The sequence below is a fragment of the Chitinophaga sp. 30R24 genome (genome assembly GCF_049056765.1).
In the GTDB taxonomy this organism is placed as follows: domain Bacteria; phylum Bacteroidota; class Bacteroidia; order Chitinophagales; family Chitinophagaceae; genus Chitinophaga.
Map to the genome: position 1 here is coordinate 19,979 of NZ_JBJGXX010000011.1, position 21,186 is coordinate 41,164.

15 protein-coding genes are annotated in these 21,186 nt (G+C 44.8%); all 15 read left to right on the plus strand.

Annotated features, from left to right (window positions below; translation table 11 throughout):
- Positions 1-774: 774 nt before the first annotated feature.
- The 15 genes from ACDQ55_RS18045 (at position 775) to ACDQ55_RS18115 (ending at position 21,167) form a co-directional block, all read left to right on the plus strand.
- A complete protein-coding gene (locus tag ACDQ55_RS18045; RefSeq protein WP_420982867.1) occupies positions 775-2,712 on the plus strand; it encodes a polysaccharide biosynthesis protein in 1,938 nt (645 codons plus the stop codon).
- 4 nt (positions 2,713-2,716) lie between these two features.
- Positions 2,717-3,574: a polysaccharide biosynthesis/export family protein gene (locus ACDQ55_RS18050; protein ID WP_420982868.1), complete on the plus strand. Its 858-nt coding sequence runs from the start codon at positions 2,717-2,719 to the stop codon at positions 3,572-3,574.
- A gap of 17 nt (positions 3,575-3,591) precedes the next feature.
- Complete coding sequence (locus ACDQ55_RS18055; RefSeq protein WP_420982869.1) at positions 3,592-5,991, plus strand: GumC family protein; 2,400 nt, start codon at positions 3,592-3,594, stop codon at positions 5,989-5,991.
- A 117-nt stretch (positions 5,992-6,108) separates the two neighbouring features.
- The gene (locus ACDQ55_RS18060) at positions 6,109-7,422 is read left to right on the plus strand and encodes a nucleotide sugar dehydrogenase (RefSeq protein WP_420982870.1); all 1,314 of its coding nucleotides are present in this window, start codon (positions 6,109-6,111) and stop codon (positions 7,420-7,422) included.
- Positions 7,423-7,469: 47 nt separating this feature from the next.
- Positions 7,470-8,990: an oligosaccharide flippase family protein gene (locus tag ACDQ55_RS18065; protein ID WP_420982871.1), complete on the plus strand. Its 1,521-nt coding sequence runs from the start codon at positions 7,470-7,472 to the stop codon at positions 8,988-8,990.
- The gene (locus ACDQ55_RS18070; protein WP_420982872.1) at positions 8,987-10,078 is read left to right on the plus strand and encodes a polysaccharide pyruvyl transferase family protein; all 1,092 of its coding nucleotides are present in this window, start codon (positions 8,987-8,989) and stop codon (positions 10,076-10,078) included. The genes ACDQ55_RS18065 and ACDQ55_RS18070 overlap by 4 nt, the downstream gene beginning before the upstream one ends.
- 5 nt (positions 10,079-10,083) lie before the next feature.
- Positions 10,084-10,635: a serine O-acetyltransferase gene (locus tag ACDQ55_RS18075; protein ID WP_420982873.1), complete on the plus strand. Its 552-nt coding sequence runs from the start codon at positions 10,084-10,086 to the stop codon at positions 10,633-10,635.
- Positions 10,632-11,795 carry a glycosyltransferase family 4 protein gene (locus ACDQ55_RS18080; RefSeq protein ID WP_420982875.1) on the plus strand — a complete coding sequence of 388 codons (1,164 nt, stop codon included), beginning with the start codon at positions 10,632-10,634 and terminating at the stop codon, positions 11,793-11,795. Before ACDQ55_RS18075 ends, ACDQ55_RS18080 begins: the two co-directional genes overlap by 4 nt.
- Entirely contained in the window at positions 11,785-13,155 is a 1,371-nt protein-coding gene (locus ACDQ55_RS18085) for a hypothetical protein (protein WP_420982876.1), read from the plus strand. Before ACDQ55_RS18080 ends, ACDQ55_RS18085 begins: the two co-directional genes overlap by 11 nt.
- A 15-nt stretch (positions 13,156-13,170) precedes the next feature.
- On the plus strand, positions 13,171-15,222 hold the full coding sequence (locus tag ACDQ55_RS18090; protein ID WP_420982877.1) for a hypothetical protein: 2,052 nt from the start codon (positions 13,171-13,173) through the stop codon (positions 15,220-15,222).
- A gap of 5 nt (positions 15,223-15,227) precedes the next feature.
- The gene (locus tag ACDQ55_RS18095) at positions 15,228-16,199 is read left to right on the plus strand and encodes a glycosyltransferase (protein WP_420982878.1); all 972 of its coding nucleotides are present in this window, start codon (positions 15,228-15,230) and stop codon (positions 16,197-16,199) included.
- A gap of 91 nt (positions 16,200-16,290) precedes the next feature.
- Positions 16,291-17,412, plus strand: coding sequence for a non-hydrolyzing UDP-N-acetylglucosamine 2-epimerase (gene wecB / locus ACDQ55_RS18100; protein ID WP_420982879.1), 1,122 nt, complete (start codon positions 16,291-16,293; stop codon positions 17,410-17,412).
- Entirely contained in the window at positions 17,405-19,297 is a 1,893-nt protein-coding gene (locus tag ACDQ55_RS18105; RefSeq protein ID WP_420982880.1) for a heparinase II/III domain-containing protein, read from the plus strand. The genes wecB and ACDQ55_RS18105 overlap by 8 nt, the downstream gene beginning before the upstream one ends.
- Before the next feature lie 6 nt (positions 19,298-19,303).
- The gene (locus ACDQ55_RS18110; protein WP_420982881.1) at positions 19,304-20,581 is read left to right on the plus strand and encodes a glycosyltransferase family 4 protein; all 1,278 of its coding nucleotides are present in this window, start codon (positions 19,304-19,306) and stop codon (positions 20,579-20,581) included.
- Positions 20,556-21,167 carry a sugar transferase gene (locus ACDQ55_RS18115; RefSeq protein ID WP_420982882.1) on the plus strand — a complete coding sequence of 204 codons (612 nt, stop codon included), beginning with the start codon at positions 20,556-20,558 and terminating at the stop codon, positions 21,165-21,167. The genes ACDQ55_RS18110 and ACDQ55_RS18115 overlap by 26 nt, the downstream gene beginning before the upstream one ends.
- The last annotated feature ends 19 nt before the right edge of the window (positions 21,168-21,186 follow it).

Below are 21,186 nucleotides of genomic sequence, written 5' to 3' on the forward strand. Positions count from 1 at the left end.
TTTTATCCACTGTCGTGTGGCCCTTACAGGTATTGGGTGGGTAGCTAATAAACCATGCAGTGGCTGGTTGGCATGCCGTACATCCTTCTCCGTTTGTTGTTTTTTAACAAGTACGCTGCTTCTTCAATACTTCACTAACTTAACGTAAAAGAAATTAGAAAATTTAATAAATTGGTATGGTGTTTGCGTAATTCGTTGTGTCGTAAGATTATTTAGCGCAGATTTTTTACCATATTTTTATAACTGCGTTAACCAGAAAAATTGAAAGACCATGTATCATCTATTTAATACTTTAGAGCGGCAAGAGAAGAGTAGGCCGTTACAGCAAAATATCTTGTTGCCTCATCATCAATGTTACGTTGCAGGGAAGATTTCTTTAATGGTATTGGGTATTAACGATACTTGGTGCTGATCTGTGTTTTTTCGTATAACCTATTGGGTTATCTGCAGCAATGTGCAGCCTGGTCAGTGTTTGGAAGATAATTACCGTTGATATATATTTTTCATCATCGCTTGTAAAAGTCGATTCAGGAATGTTATGCGTTGTTGTGAAGAAGAGGGATAAAGTACTTTGAAAAGTATTTTCAATACTTTACCTTTTGATAACAGAACGTATTAATTTTAGTACTTACTTTGTATTAAATTTGAAAAACCGAATAACCTGATCTGAAAATTATTTAAGCGCCTTATGTGAAAACCTGAAAAACCTGCGCGGATATAATTTGATCAGACAAGTGAGTACATTTTTATAACCATATCTTATTGTTGAAACCTATGGTGCGTAATTCATCATGGATTACCCCGTCGTGGCTTATCTTGCTGTTAGACCTGGGGTGCTCTGTCATCGCAATTAATTTAGCTTTTCTGCTTCGGTTGAATTTCGATGCGGCCGCCATCATTGCTTTTCCATTAAAGGAAATAGCCCTGATAACGATCGTTGTATCGTTGAGCCTCTCGCTGCTACTGAGTACCTACCGGGGCATTGTACGCTTTACGAGCCTCGCAGATATAGGGCGTATAGCGGCATTAAACCTGATGAGTGGTGCTATCTTCGTTACTATTGGCTATAGCCGTCTGCTGGAGCAGGAAGTGAACCTCTTTCCCGTTTCCGTGATCCTGATAGGCTTCTTTATTAATACCTTCTTGCTATTATCGTATCGCCTCCTCGTGAAATGGACGTTTAAGTATTACAATAACTTCCGGGCGGTAAACAGAACGCGTGCTGTTATTTATTATACCGGGCATTCCAGCCTGATGTTGCGTAAGGCCATCAGCGATGACCCCGCCTCGGAAGTGCGTATCACTGCTTTCCTGGCCCCCACTAACGCACATGCCGGCAAATCATTGGAAGGATTGCCCATCTATGCAGCCCGCAAGGGGCAGTTATATAAGATCGTAAAGCATGCCAAAGCCTCGCTGCTGTTGATTCCACAAGATCATCTCGATGCAGGGCAACTGAATGAACTCGTGGAAGAATGTATGTCATTGAATATCCGTGTACAAAAAATAATTCCCGTGAGCCAGTGGACAGAAGGTAGCAATAACAACAGCATACAGCTGAAAGATATTAATATAGAAGATCTCCTGGAAAGATCTGTGATCAGTATCAAAAATCAACAGCTCAGCCAGGAGCTCAAAGGAAAAAGTATATTGGTAACCGGTGCAGCAGGCTCCATTGGCAGCGAAATTGTCCGGCAATTACTGAAGTATGATCCTTCCGTGATTGTATTATGCGATAAAGCCGAATCTCCCCTGCATGAACTGGAGTTGGAGATAGCAGAGAAGAACAGCTCCGTACCGGTGATCCCCTTTATTGGCAATGTATGCGACCGCGTACGTATGCAACAGTTATTTGAAATATATGCGCCGGTGATAGTATACCATGCTGCTGCCTACAAGCATGTGCCCATGATGGAAAAAAATCCTTCTATCGCTGTAATGAACAATGTATTGGGTACGAAGGTAGTGGCAGAACTGGCGGTGGAATCAGGCGCAGAAAAGTTTGTCATGGTATCCACCGATAAAGCAGTGAACCCTACCAATGTGATGGGCGCTTCAAAACGTATTGCAGAAATTTTTTCTCAATCCTTCAATAACCACCTCAACGAACAATATCAGAAACTAGGCCCCGTATACGGTACGCCGCCCACCCGGTTTATTACTACCCGCTTCGGAAATGTACTGGGGTCAAATGGTTCGGTGATTCCCCGCTTTAAGCAACAGTTAGAGAAAGGAGGCCCTTTAACGGTAACGCATCCGGAAATTACCCGCTATTTTATGACCATCCCGGAAGCTTGTCAGCTGGTGCTGGAAGCTGGCGCTATGGGGCAGGGCGGGGAAATATTTGTGTTTGATATGGGAAAACCAATGAAGATTGCCGAGTTGGCGCGGAAAATGATACGGATGGCCGGAAAAGAACCTGGCAAGGACATACAGATTATTTATACCGGTCTTCGCCCGGGTGAAAAATTATATGAAGAGTTATTGAATAATGCAGAAAATACTTTGCCTACTTACCACGAGAAAATTATGATCGCCAAAGTGCGTGCGTCAGATTTTACAGCGGTGAACGAACAAGTGGATCAACTGATAGAATCCGCCAGGAAACACTATCTCACCCCTACCGTGGCTTGTATGAAGCAATTGGTGCCGGAATTCATCAGTAAAAATTCTACCTACGAGGAACTTGATAAAGGCAAAATGATCATCTGATCAAATGCTATTGATAATAAAAAAAGAACAAGTGAATAATAGTATGTTTGAACGATCCACCAGCAATTTTAAAGGGATATGGGTATTATTGGCAAGCATCGTTATTGGGTGTGTTACCTCCTGTTCATCTCCCAAAAATATTACCTATTTCAGGGATGTACCGGATACCATCCATTTTAAAGAGATACAACAGGCGGCATATACAACTCCGGTAATACAGGTCGATGATATTTTACAGGTAACGATTCAAACACTGGATCAAATGGCAACGGCTATATTAAATCAGCCGGCTGTTACAGCGGCGCCGGCAAGTACTAGCAATCCGGTTGTTCCCCCTGCAGCAGGCGTGAGCGGTTATCTGGTAGACAAAGATGGTTATGTGGTATTACCGCTGATAGGAAAGGTAATGGTACTGGGAAAAACAACTGATAGTGTAAGGGAGGAAATTGAAGTGAGAGCAGCCGCCTATTACAAAGATCCCGTGGTGAATGTAAGGTTTGCTAATTTTAAAATAACGGTATTGGGAGAAGTAAACAGACCTTCTACCTATGTAATGCCTAACGAAAAGGTAACCTTGCTGGATGCACTGGGCGCCGCTGGCGATCTTACCATCTATGGCCGGCGTGAAAATGTAATGCTGATCAGGAATAACGGCGGAAAGAAGGAATTTATACGGTTTAACCTTAACCAGAGTAACCTTTTTGCTTCCCCCTACTTTTATCTGCATCAGGGAGATGTGGTATACGTGGAGCCCAACAAATCTAAAGTAGCGAGTACGGATTTTACCCAGGTGAAAAGGATATCTATCATGGCGTCGGTACTATCATTGTTGATTGTAGCAGTATCGAGAGTGAATTTTTAAATCTTTAATAAGCGAATATGCCAGAGCATATATTTACAAAGCATGCTGCACATCTGAATGGCAATGGGCATGAGTTTAAGGAGCCTGAGAAAGATAGCGGGGTAACACCCCGCTATATCTTGGATGCCTTTCTCCGGCACTGGTACCTGTTCGTTATTTTTATATTTGCAGGGGTGTGTGCAGCTTGGTTATACTTGCGTTATGCTACGCCTGGTTATAAGGTGAGCGCTAAAGTATTGGTAAAAGATGATCAGAAAGGAGGTGATATCCCCGGCCAGGAGATATTGCAACAATTGGAGGTATTCTCCAACAAAAGCAGTGTAGACAATGAAGTAGAAATACTCAAGTCCCGTACCCTCATGGAAAAAGTAGTCCGTAACCTGCAACTGAACACGGCTTATTTCGCAGAAGGCAGAATAAAGGAAACAGAAGAATATGGTCATCTGCCTTTCTTGTTTCAATGGCTTTCCCTGAATGATACCATCCACAAGGTAAGCTATATGCTTTCTCCGCTGGGTGTTAACCAGTTTCAGCTTTCCGGGCCCCGTGGCACGCGTACTGCGACCTGGAACGATACCCTGCACCTGCAGGAAGGTGTGGTGACGGTCAGCAAAACATTCGTTCCCTTTACCCGGGCCGCCTATACGATCAAAATTGCTTCGGTAGATGAAACAACTGCCAATTACCGGATGCTGCTGGATGTGCGTATTCCAAATAAACAGGTAAGCACAATAGACCTGAGCCTGGACGCTAAGATACCAGAGAAAGGGGAAAAGGTACTTAACGCCCTTCTGGACACTTACCTCAAAGCCAGCGTGGAAGATAAAAACCGGATTGCTGATAGCACCATCGCATTTATCGACAACCGGTTGGTGATCGTTACGCAGGAACTGTCCGGGGTAGAAAAAAATATCCAGCAATTTAAACAAGATAACCAGCTGGCCGATATAGACGCTCAATCGAAATTGCTGGTGCAGGGCACCGGAGATGTCCACAAGCAATTGCTCGAACAACAGGTACAGCTCAATGTGGTACAGTCGCTGCAGCAATATATCCAGGATGCGGAAAACAGTAAAAGGGTAGTACCTTCTTCCCTGATTGTGCAAGATCCTACTTTTGTAGGGCTGGTACAGCGCTATAATACCCTGCAGCTGGAAAGGGAACGCCTGTTATTGTCCAGTACTCCTGCTAATCCGGTAGTATTGAACATCGATCAGCAACTGGCTGGTATCCGGGCCGATCTGGTAAGCAACCTGTCCTCTCTGAAAAGAGGTATTCAGGTGAGTATCAACGAGCAGGAAAAGAATGCCAGCGCCTTAAACCAGCAAATCAGACAGGTGCCGGCAAAGGAGCGGATATTCCTGGATATCTCCCGGCAACAGGCTATCAAACAGGAACTGTACCTGTTCTTGCTTAAGAAAAGAGAAGAATCGGCTATTTCTAAAACCTCCAATATGGCTATCGCCCGGGTTATCGACGATGCTAAAAGCGATGCCCTGCCTTATAAGCCCAAACGCGTTCTGATCCTTTTACTGGGACTGGTGCTGGGGGGAACCCTGCCTGCCGCTTATCTTTATATGCGGGAGCTATTGAGCAGGCGTATACGGAACAAACAGGATATTACCAGTAATACGCCGGTGCCGGTGTTGGGAGAAATTGGCCATATTACAGGTAATGGCATGATCACTCAAACGGATACACGTACGCCGGTGGCCGAACAGTTCCGCGCGTTGAGAACCAATCTACAGTTTGTATTGTCGGATATCAGCAATAAATCAGTGATCGTTACTTCCAGTATGGGAGGGGAGGGTAAATCCTTTGTGTCTACCAATCTGGCCGCCATCCTGGCGATGTCTGGAAAAAAGGTGGTATTAATGGAAATGGACCTCCGCAAACCAACCATTGCGGAGCGCCTGGGGCTTTCCAATCAGGAAGGGTTCAGTACTTTTGTTATCGGTAAAACGCCGGTAGATACCCTGATCCGGCCTTCTGGTATACATGAAAACTGTTGGATCATTAGTTCCGGACCTATTCCTCCTAATCCTACAGAATTGTTGCTACAGCCAAGAACAGCAGAATTGTTCCAGGTGCTCAACGAGCGGTTCGACTATATTATCATCGACTCGGCGCCTATAGGGTTAGTAACGGATGCCCAGGTATTAACGAGATTTGCGGATGCTACCCTGTACATTGTGCGCCACTGTTTTACGTTCAAACATCAGTTGCAGATCACCAAAGACCTGTACCTGCAACGTAAACTGCCCCGGATCAATATTGTGATCAATGATGTCCGGAGCAAGAGTGGGTATGGGTACGGCTACGGGTATGGTTACGGTTATGGCTACGGCCATGAAACCAACGTGACCAAAGGATTGCTGAAAAAGTGGAAAAAGGGAACAGTGCTGAACGGAAAATAGCATCCCGATATTATGTATATTCGTGGATGCATCGGGGTCTTGCATCTTTATGCGACACAAAGGACTTGAAAAAGTTAAAAGAATCAAAAAAACTAAAAAAGACAGATATATAATTTTATGGGTAAGAATAGCAATAGCGTAGAAAATATTCATCTTGCTGTTATTGGGCTCGGATACGTTGGTTTACCGTTGGCCATTGAATTCGGCAAGAAATACGATGTGCTTGGATTTGATATCAATAAAGAAAGGGTGAATGAACTGGCCGCCGGCGCAGACCGTACTAGGGAAGCCAATATGGAAGACCTGAAAGCCGTGATAGCCCTTAAAACCACCCAGAAAGCAGACATCGGTCTTTCTTTCTCTTCTCATGTAGAAGACCTTAAAAAATACAATGTCTTTATTGTTACGGTACCAACGCCGATAGATGCCTTCAAAGCGCCGGACCTCCGCCCGCTGCTGAAAGCATCTGAAATGCTGGGCAGTATCCTCAAAAAAGGCGACCTGGTGATTTACGAATCTACCGTTTATCCTGGTTGTACCGAAGAAGATTGTGTGCCGGTGCTGGAAAAAACTTCCGGCCTGAAATACAACACCGACTTTTTCGTTGGCTATTCTCCCGAAAGGATCAACCCCGGTGATAAGGTGAATACCCTCACCAAAATCAAGAAAGTAACCAGCGGCTCTACCCCGGAAATTGCAGATAAGGTAGACGCTCTATATGGTTCTATCATAGAAGCAGGTACCCATAAGGCGCCCAGCCTTAAAGTGGCCGAAGCTTCCAAAGCTATTGAAAACGCCCAGCGCGATGTGAACATATCTTTCGTGAATGAACTGGCCCTCATCTTCGATAAAATAGGTATTGATACCACAGACGTGATTGAAGCTGCCGGCACCAAATGGAACTTCCTGAAATATAAGCCAGGATTGGTGGGTGGCCATTGCATTGGCGTAGATCCTTACTATCTGGCCCATAAAGCAGAAGCTGTAGGTTACCATCCCCAGGTGATCCTCTCCGGCCGCCGGGTAAATGACCATATTGGTCATTTTGTGGCAAACAAGGTAGTAAAGCTGATGATCGATAAAGACCATAAAATTAAAGGCTCCAGGGCGCTGATCATGGGTATTACCTTCAAAGAAAACTGCCCCGATGTGCGAAATACCCGCGTAGTGGATATTTACCACGAACTGAAACAGTTTGGGTTAAACGTGGATATTTACGATCCCTGGGCCGATCCTGCCGAAGTAGAAGAAGAATACGGTCTTCATATTCTGAACGAAATAGATAAAGCCGCTGTATATGACGCCATTATAGTAGCGGTGGCACATAAAGAGTTTTTAACCTTTGATTACCTGAAGTACAGGCGTAACAATGGTGTCATATTTGATACCAAAGCCTGTGTAGATAGAAGTCTGGTAGACGGCAGGCTATAAGCATATAACGCAGATACATATATGATTAATTTGGAAATTGATAGCAAATGTCAACGAAAGGGGTAAGCTATGAAATGTCGTTAAACCTGGGAACAAACATCCTGGCTTTAATCTTGAATATTTTACTGGGGCTCGTTGTGGTGCCCTTCTACATCGCAAAAATAGGTGTAGACGGATATGGTATCATAGCCCTGGCTACGTCTTTCAGTGCTTACTTGTCTATTATCACTATAGCGATTGATGCGGCTGTAGGCAGGAACTTTACGTTGGCCATGAGAAAGGATGATCATGATACTTCCAATGCGATTTATGCTTCATCGATCTTTTCGGCCATAGGATTGATCATATGCATACTACCGCTGCTGGGTTGGTTGCTGTACAGGATAGAAGACGTAATCAGTTATAGGGGATACCCGGAGGGAGAAATGAGATGGGTGTTCATCGCCATTATCACCTCCTTTATCCTGACGTTTATCCGCGGCCTTTTCCTGGTGCCGGCATTTGCGTCCAATAAAATATATATACAGCGCATTATTGCCGTCCTGGAAATAGTAGTAAGAACGGTGTTAACCTTTTTACTGCTCAATATTTCTACCGGTTTAAGTCTGATAGGAATTGCTTTCTTTCTGGCCTCCCTGGTATCGTTTGTGGCCGCGCTGATATGGATCGTCCGGAAGTTTCCTTTCCTGAAACTACGGCTAACCAATTTCGACAGGAAGATTGTGCGCTATGTGGCTTCCATGAGCTTCTGGCTGGTGATTAATCAGATAGGTACTTTGCTCTTTATTAATATAGATATCATCCTGCTGAATAAATATTATGGGGCCACGGCCACCGGCGAATTCAGTACAGTAGCCCAGTGGCATACACTGCTACGTTCTTTTGCCGGCGTGTTTGTCGCCATTTTTACGCCGGTAGTGTATAAATACTATGCGGAGAAAGATTTTGATAACCTGGTAAAGTTTTCAAAATACTCCGTAGTAGCTATGGGGTTAGTATTGGCAGTACCGATAGGTATTATTGTAGCCTATTCCGATGTGATATTACGGTTATGGGTAGGAGAACGGTTTACGCATTTTTATCCGCTGATGATTTTGCTGACCGGGCACTTGATATTCAATCTATCGGTATTACCCATCCTGTCTGTTAACTCGGTATATAACAAGGTAAAAGTACCCGGACTAACTTCTTTTTTTGTAGGCATACTGAATCTGGTACTGGGTATATTGGTGATTAAGTTTTTGGACTGGGGTATTTATAGTGTGGCAATTGTTTCTGCAGTGCTTCTAACGGTGAAGAACCTGATATTCTCACCTACTTATGCGGCAAAGATACTACAGCAAAAGCCCTGGTTCTATTATCCCAGCATTTTGAGAGGCGTTGGACTGTTTATATGGGTGTTGTTATTGTCGTGGTGCAGTAGGAAACTGCTGTTACCAGGCTCCTGGGGCACTTTGTGCCTTTCGGCTATCGTTATTGGCATCTGTAGTCTCCCATTTGCCTGGTTTGTTAGTTTGAATAAAGACCAGCGATTGTTAATCGGAAAATTGATAAGAAGACGTATATGAAAAAGGCATTGATCATTAATGAGGGCTTTTCCAATAACCTGGGCGACCAGGCCATCCGCGAAAGTATGATGGCTTTGCTGCAGGACCATCATATCCATACGGATTTTGCCTATTTCACTAACCCGGGTATGCCTGGCTTGCCCGTATATAATTACCTGGGCGCCACTGCAGGTGCGATTACCCCCCCGGCTTTGTCGCTTCGCAAGAAAACCAGGCTCAAACTGGTCTGGTTATACTGGATCGGGATCAATTTCAAATACATCCGCACCAAACTACAGCAGGGAAATTATGATATGATTGTGATCGGCGGCGGGCAGCTGATAGAATCTTCCGGAAAAAACTATCCCAGCAGGTTTGCTATTGCGCTTTATTGGTGGACTTTCCTGGCAAAAAAATACAGCAGGGCAAAGATCTACCTCATAGGGGTAGGTGTAGGCACTACTTTTAATAAGAAAGAACAACAGCTTTTTGCGAAAGCCCTTGCGAAGGCAGATCTTATTTGGGTAAGGGATACCTTCTCCCAGGCCAGTCTGCAAGAGAAATTCGGCCATAAAGCATGGCTAACCCCGGATATTGCTTTCTACAATGAACAAAATAAGATAGTAGGGCAGCCTGCCATGAAAAAGGCGCTGGTAGGCATTACCAGTTATAACGAGGTGTTTGCAAAATATAACCTTCCAGGTAAAACCAGTACCGATTATTATGAAGAGTGGTGGGCGGTGGTAAAAGACTATATGAGTCAGGGATTGTTGGTGGAGCTTTTTTATACTACCCTCAGCGATGCAGCAGAAACCATGGCTTTCCGTGATTATGTGCAGCAGCACTACCAATTGGCATTACCCGTAGCCAGCCTGGCTTCAGTAAAAGATTTGAGCGTGTTGTACCAATCGGCCTCTGAGGTGTATTCTGGCAGAATGCATGCGCTCATCCTGGCCATGAAACACCGGTGTAACGTGAAAGCCTATCTGATTTCACAGAAATTGAAATCTTTCCACCAGGAATATATCCTGCCGGGTAACCAACCGGTAGAGTATAGCCGGAAGATCAAGGGCGCTTTTCATGAGTTGTTAGAGCACAATGTAAAATGATAGTTATGCGCGTAGGGCAATTAATAAAATCTGATTTACACCGGTATCATGGTAAAACTGATGTACGCACCTTTCTGAAAGCTTTCTTGCTGATAGAAGGGTTCCGGTTCATGTTTTTTTTTCGGTTATACAAAGGAGCTGCTGCACCCTTCCGGCTATTTCTCCGGTTGATATTGCGGCACTATTCCTATAAGTTCGGTTTTCAGATACCCCATACTACCCGGATAGGGTATGGTTTATATATCGGGCATTTCGGCACTATTGTGATTAATGGGCGTGCACAATTAGGGAATAATGTAAATATTTCACCGGGTGTAGTGATCGGGCAGGCTAGCCGGGGAAAACTGGCCGGTGTGCCGGTAGTAGGCAATCGTGTATGGATAGGTTCCAACGCAGTGATAGTAGGTAAAATAAATATAGGGGACAATGTTTTAATAGCACCCGGTGCATACGTGAACAGGGATGTTCCGTCTAATGCATTGGTAATGGGTAACCCAGGAGTGATCTATGAGGGAAAGGAGGTAGAGGGGTATATCTGCAATGAATGGAGTGTATGAAAAATGTTTTAATCATATCTTATGAATTTCCACCTATCATCGGAGGGGCAGGCGTGTATGCGCACGACCTGGCGATAGGATTGGTAAAAAATGGCCACCAGGTAAGCCTGCTTACCTACCGTACTGCTCATAATGAGGCCTTCCTGACAGCTTTTGAAGAAAAATATGGTATACGTTGTTATACTATTCCTGCCCAAAAATATATTCACTTTTACCTCTTTTTCCGTCGGTTGAAGCAATTGCTGCAACAGCAGGATTTCGATATCGTTTTATTCAGTGATGCCCGCGCCAAGAAAATGGGCGCCCTGTTCCAGCCCGCATTAAAACAGCTGGCTGGCCGCTCCCTTTCGGTGTTGCATGGTGGTGAAAGAACCAGTTTTTTTGAACAGCCTTCCGCTATGCTGAAGGCTTTTGGGATGCAGCGTCGCATGGATCGTTTTTTACGGTTGCAAAAGAAAATCGTAGTGGTTAGTGAGGCAGAATATGAAGCATGGATGCAAACCCCTTTTAAAGCCAATCTGGAACTGATCCGGCATGGAATAGACACTGATATCTTTTACCAGAGAATGCCGTCACAGATTGCCGGCATCAGATCCCGGTTGGGGATTGAGCCGCATCGCCGTGTATTACTCAGTGCTTCCCGCCTGGTGAAGGAAAAAGGTCAGGAGATGGTGATTGCCAGTCTCCCGGAAATAGTAAAAACAATACCAGACCTGTTATGCATTATTGCCGGTAATGGTGCCTGGCTGCCTGTTTTGCAGCAGCAGGTGAAAAACCTGCGCCTGGAAAAGCATGTATACTTTACTGGTGGTCTTTCCAGGGAAGTGCTGTCTGAATACCTGGCTGCCTGCGACTTGTTTATTCTACCCAGTCAGTTTTATGAATCGTTTGGGTTGGTATATCTCGAAGCGGCTGCCTGCGGAAAAACTTCTATCGCCGGTAATCGTGGCGGCACCAATGAAGCAGTGGTGAATGGGGTAACGGGGTACCTGGTAGATCCGCTGTCTAAAGAAGCCATTACCAGCAAGGTGATGGCTGTGCTGCAGGACGGTGAATTACGGGCCAGCCTGCAAATCACTGCCTGGCAAAGGGCGATGCAGCAGTTCTCTAACGTAAAAATGGCCGAAAAAATCATTAATACAGCGGGGAATGAAGTATAAGAACGCCCATATTAATTTGTTGTTGTTACTGAACTTCGTATTTGCCTGCGTTGCCGGGCTGGTATCCGTTAGTGTGGCGACTTTTCTGTTCAATATCTTCCTGTTGCTCGTTGGGGCACTGGGTATCATGGCTATGTTTAAAGATGCCGGCCGCCGGGAAATCGCATTCCGCTTGTTTCTGGGTTTCTTTCTGGTATATGGCATCTTTATGCTGGTAACAGATACATTATATATACAAGACCCTTTCCGTGATGTTTTCTACGCAAAGGATGCTGTTACTTTTTATACTTATATCGATAAGGTGGCCGCTATGCGCAGTATAGGGGAGATCACAGATTTTTACAGCCACGACTTCTTTGCGTCCGATTGGAAGGGCTTTGCCTGGCTGTCTAGTGTATTGGGTTTCTTCGCTAAAAGTATTGATAACAATACCCTGGTATTACAGAAATTACAGATTGTTTTTTGTGCTGCATTTATAGTGGTGATTTTGTTCAGTATCTTATCTACCTACATTAACACGGTTATCAGTGTGCAGTTAACTATGGTGTATGCTTTTCTTTCCTATAACTTTTTCTTTTCTGCGATCTATCTGAGAGATGTGCATATAGGGCTATTGTTTGGATTGTACTTTCTGTTGATTATTCATCGTAAAGGCATGGGAGGTATCGTATATGCATTAACGTTAACAGTGCTGATCTATTTGTTCCGGCCGGAGCATGGCTACTTCTCTGCCTCCTATTTAATGGCATATATCTATCTGCTGGTCACTGATAAGAATAATAAAACGCTGAATAAATTTAAAATACCCATCTTGGTATTGTTAGCATTACCGGCACTTACCCAGTTGGTATACCTGCAGCAAGGGTTTAATACGATACAAAGCACCAGTGAAAACTATCTCGATTCTTCCATGTCTAATGCGGGATTAGGGTCCCTGGGAAGTATGCTGTTGAAATTGCCTTTTGGTATCCGCCATATTGTAGTAGGTCTATTCTCACAAACATTGCCTTTTCCCTTTTATGTGGTGCTGGGGGAGAACCCTTTTTTCTTTCCCTGGGCGATAGCAGCGCTGTTCTGGTTTATAATATGGTTTGTGGTGATTTATACTACAGTCATAAAACCCCGCAATCCTTTCTTTAAGATCCGGGAGATCCGCTTTCTGTTTCTGATTGGGGTGTTGTTGATATTAGGCGCAAGCTCTAATGCCGATACCAGGAGGATTATGGCTATATACCCGGTGGTTTATCTGGTTTTTGCCGGCGGGTATTTATCGCTTGATACGGCCACACGGAAACGGTTGGTCATATCGTCCCTGCTCGCTTATGCTGGATTGATATTCGTTTACGCGTTGATAAAATGACAGATTTTTTTTGTTATGATGAAGTTGATATTCTTTTTTGTAGGCATCGTTACTTGTATCCTTTTGGGGATGCAGTGCGAAGTAATGTCGCAGCAGGCAATATCCGGATTGCAGTGTAAGGTTAGCCCCGCGCCGAATTACAGTCTTACGAAAAACCAGAGCCAGGCAGCCTTTTTAACGGACGGAAAATATTCCGGTGGTTTATCCATGTGGAAAGACTCTGGTACACTTGGGTGGCAGAATATTAATCAGATCACCATTGACCTTACTTTACCCCGTTTGCTTACTGTAGGGGCCATTATGCTCAATTCGGTGACGGGGCAGAAAGCACAGGTAAACTTACCGCTGAATGTGTTGGCATTTATTAGCAGTGATGCCCAACATTGGCAGTTTGCCGGCGATCTGGTGCAACCTTCAGTACAGGACGAATACTACCGTATTGTACCCTTAACGCTTCAGGGGATCGGTATAACGGGCAGGTATATAAAACTGGTTGTAGTGCCTAACGGCAGTTATTTCTTTACGGATGAAGTGCAGGTATTTACTGGTAATGAAAACATCGAAAAAAAATCATCCCCGCTGACTACCGATGGGTTAAACGCTTTTGTTGCGCGGCAGCGGGAGGAAACTATTAGTAAAAGATTTGCTAACAGCAGCAATAAGCAGGATTTATCTGCAAACAAACAAATGGCTGCTGCTACGGGAAAAGGTATTTCGTTGTGGTTGTTGTCTTCCCCGTTGGCAGATGCTGGCAGCAACAGCGTTGCTACTAACGTTATTGTACATACGCTGAAAGGTTTTTCTGAATATGCGGCTTTTGTCCTCAATAACGCCACTGCAGCTACGCAAACAGTGCAGGTGTCTTTTCCCGCGCTAGAGCAGGGGATCAGCTATCAATTGTATTGGGCTAAGCCTGTGAAGAGCAGGGATTTTAAAATAGTGCCGGATGCCCTGATGCCGGTAAAAAATGGCGCGGCTGTAGTGCTCTCGCCCAATGAATCTAAGTTATTACTGGTAAAGGCTATCGCTGCTAACAAGGGTACTTATTTATTTAAATTAAGCGCTGGTGCAGAAAGCCAACAGGTAACCTTTGCTGTGGGAGCCCGTAGCCTGGCAGATTACCGCCAATATAAACCAGATGTGAATGTATGGCCTTATTTCAATGAGCCCTTTTTTAATGGGAGGGAAGAGCAGGCCCGGCAGGATTTGTTACAACATGATGTAAACACTTATGTGTTTCATCCGGGCATATTGTTACCAGGTACTCCTGTTGACAAAAATGAAAAATTGAAGAAGTACCTGTCTTATGTAAAGGGATTTCAAAACGTGCTGCTTTTCTTTAATCTCACGGGTAAAGAGAACAACTTTATATCTGCTGCTTTTTTAAGTTGGTACGACGATATGGTGGCGGCATTACAGCGTCAGGGCATTGCAGCAGAGCATATTTATTTGTATCCTTTCGATGAAATTAAACCGGCGCAATTGCCTGCTTTTAAGCAGTTTACATCCGCCATTAAACAAGCCCGTAAAAATGCAAAGATCTTTGTAACCGTGTCTAATGGCATGGTGCTGAACAGCCTTGCGGGCCAGGCGGATATCCTGCAACTCTACGATAACGATAATGTGTTGCGTGCATATCGTGAACTGGGCATGTCTGCCAAACGGGTATGGCTATACGATACAAAAAAGCCTACCAAGTCGCTATCACCTTATGCCTATTACCGTCTTATGGCCTGGAAAGCTTTTGCCAATAACCTTACCGGAATCGGGTTCTGGCAATATGCCGATGCGGGGCACGATAAAAATGCCCGGTCTTTATGGGATGATTTTGATGGTAGCTCGGCCGATTTTGCAGTGGTATATGATGATGGGCAGCAGGTGGTTTCCAGTAGGAGATGGGAAGGTTTTAAAATGGGAGTAGAAGACTATATGTTATTGCAGGCATATGCCCAACGTTTTGGGAAAAGTGCTGCTGCCAAACGCTGCCAGGAAGTGCTGTCAGACGCAAGTAATCCGCAAACAGGAGATAGAGCCAGAACACAAATGATCAACGAACTGGAAAAATAAACTATATGAAACAACCCGCCAAACTATTGATATTCGCTACCATGCCACCTCCTATAGGTGGTGTAACGGTACACATACAAAGGTTGTTGCAATACCTGGGTAATAACAGCTATCATTATACGTTTATAGATTTCAGGAGAAGTAGGAAAGGCGCTGTGCTGGTACAACTGTTGAAACACCGGTATATCCATTTCCATATATACCATCCCGTAGTGCGCTGCCTGTTTGTATTGATAGGTACAGTATTGGGTAAAAAAATGCTTTTTACTTTACATGGTAACCTGGGCCGGCATCACTGGTGGTACAACCTCTTGGACCAATGGGCTTTCCGCATTGCCTGGATGCCGATCGTACTGAATCAGAAAAGCCTGGATAAGGGCTTACGATGGAATAAACGTACCCGCCTGATTGGCGCTTTTATTCCGCCACAAAACCTGGAAGCGCTGGCGCCTGTTATACATAAAGCGGTATTGGAAATGCAGGCAAAGCATACAAGGGTATTTGCTACCAATGCTTCTGCCGTATCCATTGATAAAACAGGCAAGGAAATATACCAGATCACTTTGTTGGTAAAGATCTTTCAGGCGTTACCGGAAGCGGCCCTCATTATTTCTGATGCCTCTGGTAAATATGAGGTTTATCTGAAAGAACAGGGATATACGCTAACGTCTAATATCCTGCTGATCAGTGAGCCACATGCTTTCTTTGAGATTTTGAAGCTGTCGGATATCTTTTTAAGGATCACAACAACAGATGGAGATTCTTTGTCGGTAAAAGAAGCCCTGTTCCTGGGCAAGCAGGTATTGGCAACTGATGTGGTGAACAGGCCGGCTGGCGCCCAGTTGGTAGCGCTTAACGAATGGGAAATTGAAGCGGCTGTCAGGAAGTTACAAACTGGTGAAAAAGCGTATAGTCCTTCCCATTTAACGAATGGAGGTGAACAATTATTAGCACTTTATAAAACGATGATCGCATAAACGTAGCGGCGTCATAAATATTGAAAACCTGTTTGTAACAGCCGGTTATTACTGCTGGCTATTACAGGCTATATACTAAAACCATATCAATATGAAGTTAACCATCATTGCGGGGGCGCGCCCTAATTTCATGAAAATAGCGCCTGTTATTGCTGCTATTACGCAAAAGCAGCGGGAAGGTTACGCTATCAGTTATCGCCTGGTACATACCGGGCAGCACTACGACAAAAACATGAGCCAGTCGTTTTTCGAGCAATTGGGTATACCTGAACCGGATGTTAATCTGGAATCGGGCGGTGGCACCCAGGCAGAACAAACGGCCAACATCATGGTGCGTTTCGAAAAAGAGTTGATGGCCCATCCCTGCGATCTGTTGCTGGTAGTAGGTGATGTTACCTCTACCCTGGCCTGCGCGATAGTGGCTAAAAAGCTACAGGTTAAAGTAGCGCATGTGGAAGCAGGTATCCGCTCAGGCGATATTACGATGCCGGAAGAAGTAAACCGGTTGGTAACAGATGCCATCACTGATTATTTTTTCACTACTTCGGTAATCGCTAACACGCATTTGCAAAAAGAAGGTAAAACGTCCGATCAGATTGTGTTTGTAGGCAATACGATGATTGATACACTCCTGCAGCAACGGTCGCGTTTTACGCCTCCTCCCATTTGGCATACCGCTGGTTTGCAGCCACAGGCATACTTTGTAATGACCTTGCATAGGCCCGCTAATGTAGATCAGGAGGCTAATCTCACACTGCTCATCAATGAAATTATGAGCAACAGCCGTGAGTTACCAGTTGTTTTCCCGGTACATCCCCGCACCGCTAAAAAATTGGAAAAGATAGCTATTGCACATCCCCGGCTGCACCTGGTGGAACCACTGGGTTATCTCGAATTTAATTACCTCGTAGAGAATGCCAAGGCGGTGATCACGGATTCCGGCGGCATCACAGAAGAAACAACCGTGATGGGTGTTCCTTGTATGACATTGAGGGATACCACAGAAAGGCCGGAAACCTGCATCACCGGCACTAATGAGTTGTTGGGTACAGACCCGGCAGCCCTGGCGCCGGCCATGAAGCGCTTGTTTGAAGGCGGTTGGAAAAAAGGTGGTATCCCGGCATTATGGGATGGTAAAACAGCCGAAAGGATCACACAGAAAATTATAGAATTATTTGAGGTGAAAAAGCAACCAGCAGTAGCATATGAGTAGTTTGAATACAGTTATAAATGGACTGAAAGTAATGCGGAATATGGGTTGGCGTTATATAGCATTCCGTTCTGTTCATGAGCTGAACCGGAGATCCGGCCGCCTGAAGAAGCGTTTTCCTCAGGCGCCGCCGTTTCAGCGCTACCTGTCGTTGGAAGAATGGCAAAAACAATCTGTATCGTTTTTTTTTCATAGCCGGGAACAGGTAAAAGTGCCCCGTTGTGCTACGCCTGAATTAGCGCAACGGTTCCAACAAATAAAGGAAGGAAAACTATCTTTTTTTAATGGAGTAGTATTACCAATAGGGAAAGATTTTAGCTGGATGAAAAATCCGGATACTGGATTCGTATACGATGAGACAGCACATTGGACGGAGATTAATGACTACAGCGCCGTTGCCGGAGATATTAAATATGTATGGGAAAAAGCCCGTTTTGCTTACCTGTATGATATTATCCGGTACGATCATCATTTTGGGGAAGATAATGCTGCATTGGTTTTCGGGGACATTTTATCCTGGATAAAAGCGAACCCGGTAAACAGTGGCCCACATTATAAATGTAGCCAGGAGATTAGTTTAAGGGTGCTCAACTGGACCTTCGCATTGTATTTCTACCGGCATTCGGCGGCACTTACTACTACTGTATTTGATCAAATACAGTATGCCATATATTGGCAACTGCACCACGTATATCATAATATCAATTTCTCCCGTATAGCGGTACGGAATAATCATGCTATCACCGAAACATTGGCATTGTACCTGGGAGGTTTGCTTTACCCTGCCTTGCCTGGCGCTGCTGCATGGAAACAACAAGGAAGACAATGGTTTGAAGAAGAAATCGGTTACCAGATCTATGAGGATGGCACTTTTCTGCAATTTTCTATGAACTACCACCGGGTAGTGGTACAACTGCTTACCTGGGGCCTGCAATTGGCTGCGCTCAATAGAGAAAGCTTTGCGCCGGTAGTTCAGGAGAAAGCGGCGAAGTCGCTACGATTTTTACGTGTATGCATGAATGATAGTAATGGCTGGCTACCCAATTATGGCGCTAATGATGGTGCTCTGTTTTTCCGGCTCAGCGATCAGCACTACCGGGATTACCGTCCTCAGTTACAGGCATTATCTGTATTACTGCAATTAGACGCGGAAATACCGGTATGCTATGAAGAGGTATACTGGTATGGTCTGCAACCCGGTGTTTGGGGTGATACGGTATTGGAAAAGGACCGGGTATTGTACCAGTTCCATGAAGGGGGATATTTCGTTTGCCGGGAACAGTCTACGTTAACGATGCTCCGCTGTGGCAACCATAAAGACCGGCCTTCACAGGCAGATAATCTTCACCTGGATATATGGCACGGAGAGGAAAACCTGCTAATGGATGCAGGTAGTTATAAATACAATACCGATGCGGAAACGCTACGTTACTTTATGGGCACGGCTTCCCATAATACCGTTATGCTGGATAACTACGATCAGATGCAGAAAGGCCCGCGCTTTATCTGGTATAATTGGACACAGTGTTTACGGGCAAGATTATACGAAACTGAGGAAGAATATGTTTGGGAAGGCGCTATTCATGCTTTTCAGCAAGTAGCGCCGGATATTATGCATGTCCGGCAGGTAAGAAAAAAGAAGGGAGCGCAGGTATGGATTGTCAAAGATTATATACAACATAAACCGGCATGGGCGGTGATGCGGCAGCTATGGCATACGATGTGCCCTGAGAAAATGGTCCTGAAGGCAGAAGACAGCCATAGGAGTTTGTTACAGCCATTGTACAAGCCGGGTTGGTATGCTTCGCTGTATGGCGCCAGGGAGGATAATCACGCTATCCTGTTTACTACCAGTGCAGATACTATTATTACTGAGATCATAATTTAATTATCCATGAAAATTTTATTGATACACCAGTATTTTTTAGAAGAAGATGATCCGGGAGGTTCCCGGTGGAATGAGATCACCCGCACCTGGACAGAACAGGGCGCTACAGTGACCGTGCTGGGAGGCATGATGCATTACAACGGTTCGGCCAAAAGGTCCGAATATAAAGGGAAGCATTTTGTAAAGAAGCAACAAGGCGCAGTAACAGTATGGCGTTGCCATGTATCGGAATCTTATAATAAGCACTTCCTGGGAAGGCTGTGGGGCTATTTCTCTTTTATGTTCTCTTCCTTGTGGGCAGGGCTTTTTAAAGTAAAAGGCACTTTTGATGTGGTGATCGTTACTTCGCCTCCTTTATTCGTAGGTTTTACGGGCTATCTGTTATCGAGGCTGAAACGGATGCCCCTTGTGTTTGAAGTGCGCGACCTGTGGCCGGAATCCGCAATTGATACCGGTGTGCTGAAAAATAAAATGGTGATCCGGCTGGCCTATTGGGTAGAAAATTTTATTTACCGCAAAGCAGCCCTCATCAATGTATTAACGCCTGCTTTCTACAATACACTACGTGATAAAAAGCAAGTGCCGGAGCAACAATTGATTTTTATCCCCAATGCAGCAGATTTTTCTTTGTCTGATCATTTACTACAAACCTTCGATGCTGCTGCATTTCGCCGGGAGCATCAGTTAGAAGGGAAGTTTGTGATCACCTATGTGGGGGCGCATGGAGTCGCCAATCACCTGGAACAGTTACTGGATGCAGGCAAAGTGTTGGAAGACACGCCGGTATTGTTCTTGTTGATAGGGCAGGGGATGGAAAAAAAACGGCTGCAGCAACTGGCGGTTGAGAAACAAGTAAAGAATGTGCGTTTCCTGGATGCGGTGCCTAAACAGGAAGTATTCAAATATATCCTGGCCTCCGATATGGGCGCTTCTGTATTGAAGAAGGTAGATACTTTCAAAACAGTGTATTCCAATAAAACCTTCGACTACATGGCTTGCAAAAAGCCGGTACTTATGGCCATCGATGGCGTATCAAGAGAATTGGTGGAAGTTGCGGAAGCGGGCTGCTATGTGGAACCGGAGAATATAGCTGCTTATAATACTGTTATCCGCCAATATCTGAATGATCCAAAGCGTGTGCAGGGAGAAGGGGAGAATGGCTTCCGCTATGCACGGCAGCATTTCGACCGTCAGGTGTTGGCCCTCCGTTACCTGAACTATATCAGAAAAAAAGTAACTAAAGAAATCACTATTAAAGATGCATTGGTACAAGAACATAGGTAAGCCCCTGCAAGACGGCCTGATCGCCTTGATCGCATTGCTGTTGTTAGCACCCGTGTTGTTGTTGCTAACCTTGCTGTTGGCAGTAGCTAACAATGGCAAGCCCTTTTTTCTGCAGCCCCGGCCTGGCAGAAATAGGCGTATTTTCCGCGTGATTAAGTTCAAAACCATGAACGACCGTAAGGATGCCGGTGGGCAATTATTGCCGGATGAGATCCGGCTCACGCCCATCGGCAGGTTTGTCCGGAAAACTTCGCTTGACGAAATACCGCAGCTCATCAACGTATTAAAAGGAGATATGAGCCTTGTAGGACCCCGGCCATTATTGGTAGATTATCTTCCATTGTATAATGAAACGCAATTGCGGCGTCATGAAGTGAGGCCGGGTATTACAGGTTGGGCGCAGGTGAACGGGCGTAATGCAATTAGCTGGCAACAGAAGTTCGAATATGATGTATGGTATGTAAATCATCTTAGCCCGGCGTTAGATTGGAAAATCTTAGGGATGACCGTGCAAAAGGTCTTGAAGTCGGAAGGGATCAGTGCTGCTAATGTTGCTACCATGGAGCGTTTTATGGGTAATGGGTAAACAGTTAAATTAATCAGTT

What these genes read in the sequence shown, in the direction of transcription:
- ACDQ55_RS18065 (WP_420982871.1), top strand. Translation starts at nt 7,470, where the DNA reads ATGTCAACGAAAGGGGTAAGCTATGAAATGTCGTTAAACCTGGGAACA.
- ACDQ55_RS18110 (WP_420982881.1), top strand. Translation starts at nt 19,304, where the DNA reads ATGAAAATTTTATTGATACACCAGTATTTTTTAGAAGAAGATGATCCG.
- ACDQ55_RS18095 (WP_420982878.1), top strand. Translation starts at nt 15,228, where the DNA reads ATGAAACAACCCGCCAAACTATTGATATTCGCTACCATGCCACCTCCT.
- ACDQ55_RS18090 (WP_420982877.1), top strand. Translation starts at nt 13,171, where the DNA reads ATGATGAAGTTGATATTCTTTTTTGTAGGCATCGTTACTTGTATCCTT.
- ACDQ55_RS18055 (WP_420982869.1), top strand. Translation starts at nt 3,592, where the DNA reads ATGCCAGAGCATATATTTACAAAGCATGCTGCACATCTGAATGGCAAT.
- ACDQ55_RS18080 (WP_420982875.1), top strand. Translation starts at nt 10,632, where the DNA reads ATGAAAAATGTTTTAATCATATCTTATGAATTTCCACCTATCATCGGA.
- ACDQ55_RS18050 (WP_420982868.1), top strand. Translation starts at nt 2,717, where the DNA reads ATGCTATTGATAATAAAAAAAGAACAAGTGAATAATAGTATGTTTGAA.
- ACDQ55_RS18115 (WP_420982882.1), top strand. Translation starts at nt 20,556, where the DNA reads ATGCATTGGTACAAGAACATAGGTAAGCCCCTGCAAGACGGCCTGATC.
- ACDQ55_RS18075 (WP_420982873.1), top strand. Translation starts at nt 10,084, where the DNA reads ATGCGCGTAGGGCAATTAATAAAATCTGATTTACACCGGTATCATGGT.
- ACDQ55_RS18070 (WP_420982872.1), top strand. Translation starts at nt 8,987, where the DNA reads ATGAAAAAGGCATTGATCATTAATGAGGGCTTTTCCAATAACCTGGGC.
- ACDQ55_RS18105 (WP_420982880.1), top strand. Translation starts at nt 17,405, where the DNA reads ATGAGTAGTTTGAATACAGTTATAAATGGACTGAAAGTAATGCGGAAT.
- wecB (WP_420982879.1), top strand. Translation starts at nt 16,291, where the DNA reads ATGAAGTTAACCATCATTGCGGGGGCGCGCCCTAATTTCATGAAAATA.
- ACDQ55_RS18085 (WP_420982876.1), top strand. Translation starts at nt 11,785, where the DNA reads ATGAAGTATAAGAACGCCCATATTAATTTGTTGTTGTTACTGAACTTC.
- ACDQ55_RS18060 (WP_420982870.1), top strand. Translation starts at nt 6,109, where the DNA reads ATGGGTAAGAATAGCAATAGCGTAGAAAATATTCATCTTGCTGTTATT.
- ACDQ55_RS18045 (WP_420982867.1), top strand. Translation starts at nt 775, where the DNA reads ATGGTGCGTAATTCATCATGGATTACCCCGTCGTGGCTTATCTTGCTG.